Origin of the sequence: Aeromonas sp. CU5 (genome assembly GCF_002586745.1) — a bacterium.
Lineage (GTDB): Bacteria > Pseudomonadota > Gammaproteobacteria > Enterobacterales > Aeromonadaceae > Aeromonas > Aeromonas sobria.
This window is the reverse complement of record NZ_CP023817.1, coordinates 3,059,306-3,072,345: the sequence shown is the minus strand read 5'-3', so window position 1 is coordinate 3,072,345 and position 13,040 is coordinate 3,059,306. Positions and strand designations below refer to the sequence as shown.

Here is a 13,040-nt window from a genome sequence, read left to right as displayed (position 1 = left end):
GACCACGCGGGTGTCGCAGCCCTATGCTGGATACTTATCCAGTTATTCTTTATGCTATGAGCCAATTTACGAATAGCTGTGTTGGTGAGGAGAGAGCCGTGATTGGTCGCTTGAGAGGCATTGTCATTGAAAAACAGCCCCCCGAGGTTTTGCTGGAAGTGGGCGGGGTAGGCTATGAGGTGCAGATGCCGATGAGCTGTTTCTATGACTTGCCGGAAATCGGCAAAGAGGCGGCTATCCACACCCATTTTGTGGTGCGAGAAGATGCCCAGCTGCTCTATGGTTTCAATCACAAGCAGGAACGGGCGCTGTTTCGCGAGTTGATCAAGACCAATGGGGTCGGTCCCAAGTTGGCGCTGGCCATTCTCTCCGGCATGACTGCCAGCCAGTTCGTCATCTGCGTCGAACGGGAAGAGATAAGCTCGCTGGTCAAGTTACCGGGAGTCGGCAAGAAAACCGCCGAGCGGCTGGTGGTAGAGATGAAGGATCGCCTCAAGGGATGGGTTAGCCACGATCTCTTCTCGCCGGCCATGGTGGCCCTGCCTGCCGGGACATCCGAGTTGCGTGCGCCAGACGCCGCAGATGAGGCGGTCAGCGCACTGATTTCGCTCGGTTACAAACCGCAGCAGGCGAGTCAAATCGTCAGCAAGATCGCCGTCGATGGGATGTCGGTAGAAGAGATCATCCGTGAATCCCTGCGTAGCTTGTGAGGTAGTTGATGATTGAAGCAGACCGCCTCATTTCGGCAAGCGCCGAGCGCGAGGATGAGATTATCGATCGGGCGATCCGTCCCAAGAAGCTGGCTGACTATACCGGTCAGGATACTGTCTGTGCGCAGATGGAGATCTTTATCGAAGCGGCCAGGCAACGGGGCGAGGCACTTGACCACCTGCTGATTTTTGGCCCGCCGGGGCTGGGCAAAACCACCCTTGCCAACATCGTTGCCAACGAAATGGGGGTCAATATCAAGACCACCTCAGGCCCGGTGCTGGAGAAAGCGGGGGATCTGGCGGCGCTGCTCACCAACCTCGAACCGAACGATGTGCTGTTTATCGATGAGATCCACCGTCTCAGTCCGGTGGTGGAGGAAGTGCTCTATCCGGCGATGGAGGATTACCAGCTCGACATCATGATCGGAGAGGGCCCCGCCGCCCGCTCTATCAAGCTGGATCTGCCGCCGTTCACCCTGATCGGCGCCACCACCCGAGCCGGCTCATTGACCAGTCCGCTGCGGGATCGTTTTGGCATCGTCCAGCGGCTGGAGTTCTACAACGTCAAGGACCTGACCGATATCGTCTCGCGCAGTGCCCGTTGTCTGGGACTTGAGATGACTGAGGATGGTGCTATCGAGATCGCGCGTCGCGCCCGCGGCACGCCACGAATTGCTAACCGCCTGTTAAGGCGAGTGCGTGATTTTGCCCAGGTGAAATCCGATGGCCGGATCGATGGCCCCATCGCGGCCCGCGCCATGGACATGCTGGACGTCGATAACGAAGGATTTGACTTCATGGACCGCAAGCTATTGTTGGCTGTGATAGACAAGTTTATGGGCGGCCCGGTAGGCCTTGATAATCTGGCTGCGGCGATCGGAGAGGTGAAAGACACTATCGAAGATGTGCTGGAGCCTTATCTGATCCAGCAGGGGTATCTGCAACGTACACCCAGAGGACGGATAGCGACCACACGAGCTTATGCGCATTTCGGTCTTCAGCGACCAGATGATAAGTAAAAACAGTCGTTTGAATGTGAAACCGCCGTCAGAGGCGGTTTTTTATTATCATTTTTCATCACCAATAAAAAAGCCCACGGCAGATGCGGTGGGCAAAGACAATTCAGGGTGGATGTTCACAGACAGTGAGTGCGTCTGGACACAGACCGGAAAATAAACAGGTGAGCCGTCGCGAGCTCTTAGAGTCGGTTCATTTGATAGAGCTGAACAAAGGAAAGCTTGTAGTAACGGATGGTTTTAGCAACAAACTTTTTCATCTTCGATTCCAATAAACGGGTTCAGATAGATAGTCGAATACGTACCGTGAACCCCGATTAACCGGCCTGTATCCAAGGGTATGCCCTCACTGCGAGGCGCATTGTAGGAGTTAGAATCGACCCGGGCAAACAAGAAAAATTGCAATCTTCAAATTAGTTTATCTAATGTCTCGGTTGGTGGAATTGGTTCGCATGAGTATGCATTCTTTGCAGTTTTAAATTGAGTTTTCGAATCAGATTGCCTGACCCGGATAACATGGAAAAAGGAGCCTTATCCACGCTTTTCAAATTAAACGGGGTGGTGGGATGTTAAATTCTTAAATTGATTTAAATCAATGTTTTACGCTTTGTCATGTTTTGTGATCTGGCTCGCGTCAATAATCGTGAAATAGATTAAAAATGCCTTTCAAAGCCATGTATTGCGGGCCCTTTTACATTGATTTCAATCAAATAAAGGTGATATAAAACCACCGTCATCATGGGCGAGAATCAATTCAAGCTTATTGTTTTGAAAATGTTAAACATTAGTTTCTTTTGTTCTCATGTATTGCCTTGTTGTTAATATTGGTCGTTATTGAAGGGGCTTTGTTGTGGTGTCTCACAACGGGATTTGTTCGATAACCACCAGCGGAAGCTTTGTTCTTAAAACTTAAAATAGCCGTGCCAATAATCGGTGAGGAAACATCATGATTGCTGAGCATGTGGTAGACCTATCGCGGTTTCAATTCGCTGCGACGGCTCTTTATCACTTTTTGTTTGTACCCCTGACGCTGGGAATGGCCTTCCTTCTGGCGATCATGGAATCTGTCTATGTGATGACCAACAACACTATCTACCGGGACATGACCAAGTTCTGGGGTAAGTTGTTTGGTATCAACTTCGCCTTGGGGGTAACCACAGGCCTGGCCATGGAGTTCCAGTTCGGGACGAACTGGGCGTATTACTCCCATTATGTCGGCGATATCTTCGGGGCCCCGTTGGCTATCGAAGGGCTGATGGCCTTCTTCCTGGAGTCCACCTTCGTCGGTATGTTCTTCTTTGGTTGGGATCGTCTGAGCAAGCATCAGCATCTGGCGGCCACCTGGTTGATGGCGCTGGGTACCAACCTCTCCGCCCTCTGGATCCTGGTTGCTAACGGCTGGATGCAAAACCCGGTCGGTGCCGAGTTCAACTTCGAATCCATGCGGATGGAGATGATGAGCTTCGCGGACGTGGTGTTTAACCCGGTGGCGCAGGTCAAGTTCGTCCACACTGTCGCGGCGGGTTACACCTGCGGTGCCATGTTTGTGTTGGGCATCTCCTCCTACTACCTGCTGAAAGGCCGTGATGTGGCGTTTGCCCGTCGCTCCTTCGCCATTGCTGCTGCGTTTGGTATGGCTTCTATCGTGTCAGTGCTGATCCTTGGTGACGAATCCGGTTACGAGACCGGTGAAGTACAGAAGGTGAAACTGGCGGCTATCGAAGCTGAGTGGGAAACTGAACCCGCTCCGGCTGCGTTTACCCTGTTCGGTATTCCGAATCAGGAAGAGATGCGCACCGACTACGCCATCAAGATCCCCTATGCGCTGGGCATTATCGCGACCCGTTCACTGGACGGTCAGGTAACCGGTCTGAAGGATCTGAAGAGCGAGCACGAACTGCGCGTGCGCAACGGTATGACCGCTTACGATCTGCTGACTCAGCTGCAAGCCGGTGACAAGTCTGACGACACCCGCGCCCGCTTTGATGAAGTGAAGCAGGATCTGGGCTACGGTCTGCTGCTCAAGCGCTACACCAGCAATGTGACCGATGCCACTGACGAGCAGATCAAGGCCGCCGTGGATGACTCCATCCCGCAGGTTCTGCCGCTGTTCTTTGCCTTCCGCATCATGGTGGCTACCGGCATGTTGATGCTGGTGCTGATTGGCCTGGCCTTCTGGGACAGTGCGCGCCATCGTATCGGTGAGCGCAAGTGGTTGCTCAAAGGGCTGTTGTGGGGTATCCCGCTGCCGTGGATCGCCATCGAAGCGGGTTGGTTCGTGGCCGAGTATGGCCGTCAACCCTGGACTATCGCGGAAGTGTTGCCGACCTCGCTTTCAGTGTCCAACTTGCCTGCTGCTGAAATCTGGTTCTCTCTGATCGGTATCTGCCTGTTCTATACCGTGCTGTTGGTTATCGAGATGTATCTGATGTTCAAGTATGCCCGTCTCGGCCCAAGCAGCCTGAAGACTGGCAAATATCACTTTGAACAGATCAAGGCATAAGGGGAGTGACCATGTTTGATTATGAAACGCTACGTGTCATCTGGTGGGTTCTGGTCGGCGTATTGCTGATCGGCTTTGCCATCACTGACGGCTTCGACATGGGGGTAGGCACACTGCTCCCGTTTGTCGGCAAAAAAGATGTCGAGCGCCGGGTGATGCTTAACACCATGGGCCCCCATTGGGAGGGCAACCAGGTATGGCTGGTCACCGCCGGTGGTGCCCTGTTTGCTGCTTGGCCAATGGTGTACGCCGCGACATTTTCCGGTTTCTATATCGCGATGATCCTGACTCTGATGGCGCTGTTTTTGCGTCCGGTTGGATTCAAGTATCGTTCTCTGCGTGCAGATGCCAAATGGCGTAGTAACTGGGACTGGGCACTGTTTGCTGGCAGCACGGTTCCCCCCATCGTGTTTGGTGTGGCGTTTGGTAACCTGCTGCAAGGTGTACCGTTCGAGTTCAATCAGTTCATGATGTTGACCTATCACGGCAACTTCTTTGGCCTGCTTAATCCGTTCGGCATTCTGGCTGGTCTGGTGAGTCTGTTCATGCTGGTGACCCAGGGCGCGACTTGGCTGATGATGAAGACTGACGGTGAGGTGCTGGCGCGTTCCCGTACCGCAGCGACGATCTGTGCTCTGGTCACTCTGGTGCTGTTTGCTGCCGCCGGTTGGTGGGTAAGTGGCATGGATGGCTATGTCATCGTCAAGGCTGCCGCCCACGATGCTGTCTCCAACCCGATGAACAAGGAAGTGGTGGTGCAGGCCGGTGCCTGGATGAACAACTACAGCCTCTATCCCTGGATGATTGCTGCGCCTGTGCTGGGTCTTGCCATGAGCCTGCTGACCGCGCTGTTTGCCAGAATGAACATCGGCTGGCTGGCCTTTACCAGCTCCTCGTTGGCGATTACTGGTGTGATCCTCACTGCCGGTTTCTCCATGTTCCCATTCTTGATGCCCTCAAGCCTTGAGCCGTCACTGAGTCTGACCATGTGGGATGCTACCGCCTCTTTCAACACCTTAAAGGTGATGACGGTGGCCGCAGCGATCTTCGTACCGATTGTGCTGGCTTATACCATCTGGACTTACATCAAGATGTTTGGCCGGGTGACCAGCAAGCATATTGAAGACAACCAACAATCGCTCTACTAAGAAGGAGACCTGATATGTGGTATTTCACCTGGATCCTGGGTCTGCTGCTGGCCTGCGCATTTGGCATCATCAATGCGCTGTGGCTGGAACACACCGAGAACATGGATCGCCAGATCGATGACAATAAATGATCGACTCGCCAGGCTGGCAGCTCCACTGGAGCGCCAGCCATGGCAGGGGTTGATGTTACTCGCGGCGGCCTTGTTGGCCGTCGCTATTTTACAGGCCCCCAATCTGATCGCTGCCAATACCAGTGAACATGGCTATTGGCTGGCTCCCTTGCTGATGTGGGCTGTCTGTTGTGGCCTGCTCAACGGGCTTGGCTTTCATCTGAAAAGTCTGCCCGGGCGGGTGCTATTCAACCCCTGGCTTGCCTGGCCCAGTTTGTTGTATGGCCTCTGGCTGACACATTCATATTTCCTTTCATAAAAAACGGGGGGAGGCAGGATTTCCCTGCTTCCCCCTGCTTCTTTCCTATTCAGCCCTGCGCTATGATAGCCCCCCATCTGACTGTCGAATGGATCACAGATTGTTATGGGGGAAGTCTTTGAGTTTCCGGTACGTGTCTACTACGAGGACACCGATGCCGGGGGCATCGTCTACAACGCCAATTATCTCAAGTTTATGGAACGTGCTCGCACCGAGTTTCTTCGTGCCAAAGGGGTCGAACAGGACCTCTTGCTGCAGGAGGGACACGCGTTTGTGGTGAGTCGAACCGAGATCGATTTCCGCTCGGCGGCCCGTTTTAATGAACTACTGAATGTAATAACGCAAGTGATTGAAGTGAAACGCGCATCCCTGCGTTTTTCACAGCAGATCCTGGCGGCTGATGGGCGACTGGTCACTCAGGCCATGGTACAGATAGCCTGTGTCAGTCATCCGCAAATGAAACCCGTTGCAATACCTGAAAAAATCAAGGGAGTGCTGTTAAGTGCACGCTGAAATTTCGTTTATTGGCCTGTTTTGGCAAGCCAGTCTGTTGGTAAAGCTGGTCATGATGACCCTGATGAGTATGTCAATTGTCTCATGGGCATTGATCATCCAGCGTTCCAAAGTGATCAAGGCCGCCCATCTTGCCTCGGAGCAGTTTGAAGACAGATTCTGGTCTGGTGTCGATCTCAATCGCCTCTATCAGGAGTCCTCTTCCCGCCGTGATGATATTGAAGGCATGGAAGATATTTTCTACTCCGGCTTCAAGGAGTATGCCCGCTTGCTCAAGGCTGGTGCCCGGGGGCAGGATGCGGTGATGGACGGTACTTATCGCGCCATGCGAGTCTCTCTCTCCCGTGCGGTGGATGAGCTGGAATCCAACCTGCCGGTATTGGCGACTATTGGTTCAATCAGTCCTTACATCGGCCTGTTTGGTACCGTCTGGGGGATCATGAACGCCTTTATCGCCCTGGGTCAGGTCCAGCAAGCCACTCTGCAAATGGTGGCCCCCGGTATCGCAGAAGCACTGATCGCCACCGCCATGGGTCTGTTCGCCGCTATTCCTGCGGTTATTTTCTATAACCGCTTTACCAACAAGGTAGAAAAGCTGGAGAACGCCTACGCCAACTTTATGGACGAGTTCACCACCATTTTGAACCGCCAAATTGCACAGCAGCAGCAGGGTGATCAGTAATGCAAACCTATCAGCGGATCCGGCGCAAGAAGGTGTGCGAGATCAACGTGGTTCCCTATATCGACGTCATGCTGGTGCTGCTCATCATCTTTATGGCGGTCACGCCCGTGATCACCCAGGGGGTCAAGGTTGACTTGCCACAGGCAGAGTCCGAGCAGTTGCCGGAAGATGCCAAACCGCCCTTCATTGTTAGCGTGAACACCGAAGGTGAATACGTCATCAAGGCTGGCGAAGCAGACGACGAGCCGGTACCGGCAGGAACGCCCGAGGCAATGCAGCAATACATCACTGAAAAAGCCATGGGCTATCTGGCGATCAACCAGAATGCCCCTGTGGTGGTCGCCGGTGACAAGGCGGTGCGCTACGAAGAGGTGATCCTGTTGATGGTGGCGCTCAAGAATGCCGGCGTGCCTCAGGTTGGCCTGATGACAGATCCGGTGAACTGACGGAGATGGATGTGAAGCGTGGTATTTCCGGTTATCTCATCGCATCGCTGCTGCTGCATCTGATCATTGGCATCATTTTGCTGGTCGGGGTCGATTTCAGTAAACCGAAGCGGCCCGAATCGAAGGGCCAGATAGTCAATGCCGTCATGCTCGATGAAAACTTTCTTAACGAGCAGGCCAAGCAGATCCAGCAGCAAAAGTCTCAGCCCAAGCCCCAGAAGGTAGAGAAAGAGAAGGATAAGGAAGACACGGATCTCGCCAAACGTGAGCTGGCCCAGAAACAGGAGCAGCTGCGCATCGCCGAGACCAAACGCAAGCAAGCCGAAGAGGCGACTCGCAAGGCCGAAGCCGAGAAGCAGAAGAAAGTCGCTGAGCAGAAGCAAGCGGAAGAGAAGACCCAGAAAGCCGAGGACGCGCGCAAGCTGGAAGAGCAGAAAACCAAGAAGGCGGAAGCCGAGCGCAAAGCAGCCGAAGCCGAGAGCAAGGCGCTGGCGCTGAAGAAGAAAAAGGAACAAGAGAAGAAAGAGGCTGAAGAGAAAGCCAAGGCGGCAGAGGCCAAGGCCAAAAAAGCCGAGGCTGACAAGCAGGCCAAGGCCGACGCCGAGAAGAAAGCCAAGGCGGAAGCTGAGAAAAAAGCCAAAGCTGATGCCGAGAAAAAAGCCAAGGCTGAGGCTGACAAGAAGGCAAAAGCTGACGCAGAGAAGAAAGCCAAGGCGGAGGCCGACAAGCAGGCCAAAATCGCGGCAGAGCGTAAGCGTAAAGCGGCCGAACAAGCCAAGCTGCAAAAAGAGATGGAAGATATGATGCAGCAGCAACTGTCCGCTGAGGCCAATGCCCGCAGCCAGGCAGCATCTGCTGCCTCGCAGGGTGAGGTTGACAAGTATGCCGCCCTCATCAAGGCCACGGTTGAGCGGTATATGATTTTGGATCCCACCATGCGGGGCAAAACCTGTACTATCGGCGTACGTCTTGCGAGCACTGGCTTTGTCATATCGGTAGATAACGGCCAGGGTGACCCGGCGGTCTGTCGTTCCGGTAAGGCGGCTGTCCTGAAAGCCAATCAACTGCCTGTGCCCAAGGATCCAGCGGCATTTGAGATATTGAAGGAATTTAATCTCAAGTTAGAACCGAATATCTAAGCGTGATAAAACGGGGTTGTTTACAGTGGTTGGCAGCATCTCGCTGAGAAAGGAATTTAACCTCTCATTTTTATTGGAACCGAGTATTTAAGCCATGATCAGAAAAGTATTTTTTGCTTTGGTTGGCTGTTTGTTGCTGGGCCAGAGCGCCCAGGCGGCCCTGGACATCGTCATCACCGGCGGTATTGATAGCGCACGTCCCATCGCGGTTGCGCCCTTCAAATGGGAAGGTAATGGACAACTGCCGCAGGACATCGCGGAAGTGGTCTCCAACGACCTGATGCGCAGTGGCAAGTTCAAGCCGCTGGCCCGTGGCCAGATGCCACAGACCCCGAGCAGCAGTGGCGAGATCAACTTCGCGCCATGGGCTTCCCAAGGGGTTGAAGCCGTGGTGGTCGGTTCCATTTCGGCGGTCGGTGACGGCACGTACAAGATCAACTTTGAGCTGGTCGATGTGCTGAAGGGCCAGTTGGCCAAGGCACAAGGTGGCGAGAGCAACGGTTACATCCTGGATAGCCGCATGGCGACTATTCCGGGCGCCCAGATGCGCCAGTTTGCCCACCGCATCTCCGACATCGTCTATGAGCGTTTGACCGGTGAGCGTGGTGCCTTCCTGACCCGTTTGGCTTACGTTTCTGTGCAGCAGGGAACCCAGTTCCCTTATCAGCTGCGGATCTCCGACTACGACGGCTACAACGAGAAGACACTGCTGCGCTCCCGCGAGCCGCTGATGTCGCCTTCCTGGTCGCCGGATGGTAGCAAGCTGGCTTATGTCAGCTTTGAGAATCAGAAGTCCGAAATCTATGTGCAGGATATCTACAACCAGCAGCGCAGTCTGATCACCAGTTTCCGTGGTATCAACGGGGCGCCGGAGTGGTCTCCAGATGGTCGTCGTCTGGCTATCGTTCTCTCCAAAGATGGTTCGCCGAACCTCTATGTGGTTGATGTCGCTAGCAAGCAACTGACCCGGGTTACAACCAGCCGTGTGATCGACACCGAACCCTCCTGGTTGCCGGACGGGCAAAATTTGTTGTTCACCTCTGAACGTGGTGGCAAACCCCAGATTTATAGCGTAAATTTGGCGACTGGTATGACTCGCCGGATGACTTGGGAAGGTGAATCCAACCAGGGTGCATCCATTACTCCTGATGGCAAAATCATGGTGATGGTGACCCGTGTTCAGGGGCAATACCGTATTGCCCGTCAGGACATGGAAAATAATGCCCAGTTGGTCCTGACTCAGAGCGCGCTTGACGAGTCCCCAAGTGTGGCTCCCAATGGCAGCATGATCATTTATGCCACCATCTATCAGGGTCGTAAGAGTTTGGCATTGGTATCGACTGATGGTCGCTTCAAGGCTGTGCTTCCGACCAGTAGCGGTGAAATACGTGCACCAGCTTGGTCGCCCTTCTTGAATTGATAAAAATCCAATTGTTTTTTGTTTTGTTATAAAGGTTTAAGGAAAAAGCATGCAACTCAATAAACTGCTCAAGGGTTTGGCCATCGCACTGCCACTGTTCACCCTGGCCGCTTGTAGCTCCTCTTCTGATTCTGACGCTGCTGGCGCCGAGTCAGGTATGACCGACGGCATGGGCGGTGTACAAACCGGCGGCGCAAACGGTATGTTGTCCCCGGAAGAGCAGATGCGTCAGAAGTTCGAAGCGCTGCAACGCGATAACGTCATCTACTTCCCGTTTGACGGCTACGACATTCAGGGTCAGTACGCTGATCTGCTGGATGCCCACGCCAGCTACCTGCGCGAGCGTCCAAGCGTCAAGGTGCTGATCGAAGGTCACGCCGACGAGCGCGGTACCCCTGAGTACAACATCGCCCTGGGCGAGCGTCGTGCCAAGGCTGTTGCCAAGTATCTGCAAACCCTGGGTGTGCAGGCTGAGCAGCTCTCTATCGTCAGCTATGGCGAAGAGAAGCCGCTGGATATGACCCACACCGAGGATGCCTTTGCCAAAAACCGCCGTGCGGTTCTGGTTTACTAAGGTTTGATCCGAATGAATTTTGTGTATAAGCAAGCGGCCATTTCGATGGCCGTTTTATTTGCTGTCGCGGCCCATGCTGCGGCGCCGGTCAGCGATTTGAGTGGTGGCAACAGTGCTGCTGTCTATGGCAGTAATGGTGGCGCCATTGTGCCCACCGGGAGCCTGGACGATCGGGTCGCCCTGCTAGAGCGCACCCTCAATGCTCGTCTGCGGCTGCAGGCTGAATTGCAGCAACAGGTCGACTCCCTGCAAGGGGAGGTCTCCGAGCTGCGTGGTCAGCTGGAGCAGCAGACTTACCAGATGGAACAATCGCAAGAGCGTCAGCGTCAGCTCTATCAGGAGCTCGACAAGGTTGCGACCAGTCAGCAGGCGGCCCCCGCAGCAACTGCCCCGGCAACCACCGCCACACCGGCAGCTACAGCCAATTACTCAACCAATCAGGATGAGAATCAGGCCTATGATGCGGCGGTCAATATGGTGCTCAAAGAGAAAAACTACGACAAGGCCATTCCGGCTTTTCAGGGTTTTATCAAGCAGTACCCCGATTCGGGTTATGTGCCCAATGCACACTACTGGCTCGGCCAGTTGTTGTTCAACAAAGGTGACCGAACTGCTGCTGCGGCCCAGTTCTCGACCGTGGCTAACAAATACAGCAAGTCTCCCAAGCGTGCCGATGCTCTGTTGAAGCTGGGTATGCTGGCGCAGCTTGATGGCAAGAAGGCGGAAGCAAAATCCTTCTATGAGCAGGTGATCAAGGGCTATCCTGGCACCACGTCAGCCAAGCTTGCTGAACAGAGTCTGGCCAAGCTGTAACATTGCCGTATGTCACTGTTTTCGTAACGGTACTGTAAAAATGGCCTGCATGTGTACGCGCAGTGAGCAAACGGATTTAAATTACGAATTTTCTGTTGCACCGTGAGTTTAAATCCGTATTATAGGCCGCCGTCAGGGCCGAAGCAGTAATGCAGTCGGGACTGGTCGTGGTGAGGGTCGTTAGCTCAGTCGGTAGAGCAGTTGACTTTTAATCAATTGGTCGCTGGTTCGAATCCAGCACGACCCACCATTTTCTCCATTCGGTGGAGACAGAATTCCCAGGTCGTTTAGCTCAGCTGGGAGAGCACCTCCCTTACAAGGAGGGGGTCACTGGTTCGATCCCAGTAACGACCACCATTTTTGTAGTAAAAAGTTTAAAAAATGATTTAGATGGGTCGTTAGCTCAGTCGGTAGAGCAGTTGACTTTTAATCAATTGGTCGCTGGTTCGAATCCAGCACGACCCACCATCATTTCAGAATCCCAGGTCGTTTAGCTCAGCTGGGAGAGCACCTCCCTTACAAGGAGGGGGTCACTGGTTCGATCCCAGTAACGACCACCATATTTGTAGTCAAAAGTTTAAAAAATGATTTAGATGGGTCGTTAGCTCAGTCGGTAGAGCAGTTGACTTTTAATCAATTGGTCGCTGGTTCGAATCCAGCACGACCCACCATCATTTCAAGAATCCCAGGTCGTTTAGCTCAGCTGGGAGAGCACCTCCCTTACAAGGAGGGGGTCACTGGTTCGATCCCAGTAACGACCACCATTTTTGTAGTAAAAAGTTTAAAAAATGATTTAGATGGGTCGTTAGCTCAGTCGGTAGAGCAGTTGACTTTTAATCAATTGGTCGCTGGTTCGAATCCAGCACGACCCACCATCATTTCAGAATTCCCAGGTCGTTTAGCTCAGCTGGGAGAGCACCTCCCTTACAAGGAGGGGGTCACTGGTTCGATCCCAGTAACGACCACCATTTTTGTAGTAAAAAGTTTAAAAAATGATTTAGATGGGTCGTTAGCTCAGTCGGTAGAGCAGTTGACTTTTAATCAATTGGTCGCTGGTTCGAATCCAGCACGACCCACCATCATTTCAGAATTCCCAGGTCGTTTAGCTCAGCTGGGAGAGCACCTCCCTTACAAGGAGGGGGTCACTGGTTCGATCCCAGTAACGACCACCATATTTGTAGTAAAAAGTTTAAAAAATGATTTAGATGGGTCGTTAGCTCAGTCGGTAGAGCAGTTGACTTTTAATCAATTGGTCGCAGGTTCGAATCCCGCACGACCCACCATCATTTCAAGAATCCCAGGTCGTTTAGCTCAGCTGGGAGAGCACCTCCCTTACAAGGAGGGGGTCACTGGTTCGATCCCAGTAACGACCACCATATTTGTAGTAAAAAGCCTAAGAAAAAGCTGAAATCTGTAGCAATGTTTCAGAGAAAAATCCCCACTCAGGTGGGGATTTTTTTTGCCTGAAATTCAGTACTACAACTTCTTCTGTTGCCGTTGTGGCGAGTCGAGAGCCACCTCTTTATCGTGCCACACCGCCACACCGCCACACCGCCACACCGCCACACCGCCACACCGCCACACCTTGCCTCCTCTATTCTGCTCTTCCGAGATTCCCTACCTTACCCAGCGGCCGCCCATTGCAGT

Annotated in this window: 13 protein-coding genes and 12 tRNA genes; all 25 read left to right on the top strand. The window is 53.3% G+C overall.

The annotated features are described in order from the left end of the window. Positions 1 to 98: 98 nt before the first annotated feature. Positions 99 to 710, top strand: a complete 612-nt coding sequence (ruvA, locus tag CK911_RS13620) for a Holliday junction branch migration protein RuvA (RefSeq protein ID WP_042019493.1) — start codon at positions 99 to 101, stop codon at positions 708 to 710. Positions 711 to 718: 8 nt separating this feature from the next. Continuing rightward, complete coding sequence (gene ruvB / locus CK911_RS13615) at positions 719 to 1,729, top strand: Holliday junction branch migration DNA helicase RuvB (RefSeq protein WP_042019494.1); 1,011 nt, start codon at positions 719 to 721, stop codon at positions 1,727 to 1,729. A gap of 943 nt (positions 1,730 to 2,672) precedes the next feature. Beyond that, positions 2,673 to 4,229: a cytochrome ubiquinol oxidase subunit I gene (locus tag CK911_RS13610; protein WP_042019496.1), complete on the top strand. Its 1,557-nt coding sequence runs from the start codon at positions 2,673 to 2,675 to the stop codon at positions 4,227 to 4,229. A gap of 11 nt (positions 4,230 to 4,240) precedes the next feature. After that, on the top strand, positions 4,241 to 5,377 hold the full coding sequence (cydB, locus tag CK911_RS13605) for a cytochrome d ubiquinol oxidase subunit II (RefSeq protein WP_068977639.1): 1,137 nt from the start codon (positions 4,241 to 4,243) through the stop codon (positions 5,375 to 5,377). 14 nt (positions 5,378 to 5,391) lie between these two features. Next, positions 5,392 to 5,508 carry a cytochrome bd-I oxidase subunit CydX gene (gene cydX / locus CK911_RS13600; protein ID WP_042019500.1) on the top strand — a complete coding sequence of 39 codons (117 nt, stop codon included), beginning with the start codon at positions 5,392 to 5,394 and terminating at the stop codon, positions 5,506 to 5,508. Then, a complete protein-coding gene (locus CK911_RS13595; protein ID WP_042019501.1) occupies positions 5,495 to 5,806 on the top strand; it encodes a cyd operon YbgE family protein in 312 nt (103 codons plus the stop codon). Before cydX ends, CK911_RS13595 begins: the two co-directional genes overlap by 14 nt. Positions 5,807 to 5,911: 105 nt before the next feature. Continuing rightward, on the top strand, positions 5,912 to 6,319 hold the full coding sequence (gene ybgC, locus CK911_RS13590; RefSeq protein WP_042019502.1) for a tol-pal system-associated acyl-CoA thioesterase: 408 nt from the start codon (positions 5,912 to 5,914) through the stop codon (positions 6,317 to 6,319). After that, entirely contained in the window at positions 6,309 to 7,001 is a 693-nt protein-coding gene (tolQ, locus tag CK911_RS13585) for a protein TolQ (protein WP_042019503.1), read from the top strand. Before ybgC ends, tolQ begins: the two co-directional genes overlap by 11 nt. Next, positions 7,001 to 7,447 (top strand): protein TolR, encoded by a 447-nt coding sequence (gene tolR / locus CK911_RS13580; RefSeq protein WP_042019505.1) that lies wholly within the window; start codon positions 7,001 to 7,003, stop codon positions 7,445 to 7,447. The genes tolQ and tolR overlap by 1 nt, the downstream gene beginning before the upstream one ends. Before the next feature lie 5 nt (positions 7,448 to 7,452). Next, on the top strand, positions 7,453 to 8,586 hold the full coding sequence (gene tolA / locus CK911_RS13575) for a cell envelope integrity protein TolA (protein ID WP_098970574.1): 1,134 nt from the start codon (positions 7,453 to 7,455) through the stop codon (positions 8,584 to 8,586). A 94-nt stretch (positions 8,587 to 8,680) separates the two neighbouring features. Continuing rightward, positions 8,681 to 10,006: a Tol-Pal system beta propeller repeat protein TolB gene (gene tolB, locus CK911_RS13570; protein WP_042019508.1), complete on the top strand. Its 1,326-nt coding sequence runs from the start codon at positions 8,681 to 8,683 to the stop codon at positions 10,004 to 10,006. 49 nt (positions 10,007 to 10,055) lie between these two features. Further along, the gene (gene pal / locus CK911_RS13565; RefSeq protein WP_042019509.1) at positions 10,056 to 10,580 is read left to right on the top strand and encodes a peptidoglycan-associated lipoprotein Pal; all 525 of its coding nucleotides are present in this window, start codon (positions 10,056 to 10,058) and stop codon (positions 10,578 to 10,580) included. A 12-nt stretch (positions 10,581 to 10,592) separates the two neighbouring features. After that, positions 10,593 to 11,393, top strand: a complete 801-nt coding sequence (gene ybgF, locus CK911_RS13560; RefSeq protein ID WP_172954020.1) for a tol-pal system protein YbgF — start codon at positions 10,593 to 10,595, stop codon at positions 11,391 to 11,393. A 174-nt stretch (positions 11,394 to 11,567) separates the two neighbouring features. Beyond that, positions 11,568 to 11,643 (top strand) — tRNA-Lys (locus CK911_RS13555). Positions 11,644 to 11,674: 31 nt separating this feature from the next. Next, positions 11,675 to 11,750 (top strand) — tRNA-Val (locus CK911_RS13550). A 35-nt stretch (positions 11,751 to 11,785) separates the two neighbouring features. After that, positions 11,786 to 11,861 (top strand) — tRNA-Lys (locus tag CK911_RS13545). A 16-nt stretch (positions 11,862 to 11,877) separates the two neighbouring features. Continuing rightward, positions 11,878 to 11,953, top strand: a tRNA-Val gene (locus CK911_RS13540). A 35-nt stretch (positions 11,954 to 11,988) separates the two neighbouring features. Beyond that, a tRNA-Lys gene (locus CK911_RS13535) sits at positions 11,989 to 12,064 on the top strand. A 17-nt stretch (positions 12,065 to 12,081) separates the two neighbouring features. Beyond that, a tRNA-Val gene (locus tag CK911_RS13530) sits at positions 12,082 to 12,157 on the top strand. Positions 12,158 to 12,192: 35 nt separating this feature from the next. Beyond that, a tRNA-Lys gene (locus CK911_RS13525) sits at positions 12,193 to 12,268 on the top strand. Between the two features lie 17 nt (positions 12,269 to 12,285). Continuing rightward, positions 12,286 to 12,361 (top strand) — tRNA-Val (locus CK911_RS13520). A gap of 35 nt (positions 12,362 to 12,396) precedes the next feature. Continuing rightward, positions 12,397 to 12,472: transfer RNA gene (locus tag CK911_RS13515), tRNA-Lys, on the top strand. A gap of 17 nt (positions 12,473 to 12,489) precedes the next feature. Beyond that, positions 12,490 to 12,565, top strand: a tRNA-Val gene (locus tag CK911_RS13510). A gap of 35 nt (positions 12,566 to 12,600) precedes the next feature. Next, positions 12,601 to 12,676, top strand: a tRNA-Lys gene (locus CK911_RS13505). A gap of 17 nt (positions 12,677 to 12,693) precedes the next feature. Beyond that, positions 12,694 to 12,769: transfer RNA gene (locus tag CK911_RS13500), tRNA-Val, on the top strand. Positions 12,770 to 13,040: the final 271 nt, after the last annotated feature.